General features: G+C 39.3%; 1 protein-coding gene. It reads right to left on the reverse strand.

From position 1 onward, the window contains the following. Positions 1 to 210 (reverse strand): transposase (locus tag AC973_RS09605; RefSeq protein ID WP_225968920.1); only part of this gene is annotated, 210 nt, incomplete at its 3' end. Positions 211 to 219 lie beyond the last annotated feature (9 nt).

Consider the following 219-nt stretch of genomic DNA (forward strand, 5'->3'; position numbering starts at 1 on the left):
CAACAGCTTTACTATATGGAATCGATCAATGACAATCTTCGCATTAGGGAAACATGTGCGAATAACCTCTAGATAAGGTGTATATAAATCGATCGAAACTGTCTTCACGCTGTTTCGAGCAGTCCAGGTAAAAGAAGAAAAGTAATCGATGAGCGACGTTTGTTTTCTATCAACGACAATATCAATTAGCCTTCTATTATGCGTGTCCACAAGGACAGC

Origin of the sequence: Carnobacterium sp. 1290_CSPC, from assembly GCF_001053265.1 — a bacterium.
GTDB classification, from domain to species: Bacteria; Bacillota; Bacilli; order Lactobacillales; family Aerococcaceae; genus Aerococcus; species Aerococcus urinaeequi.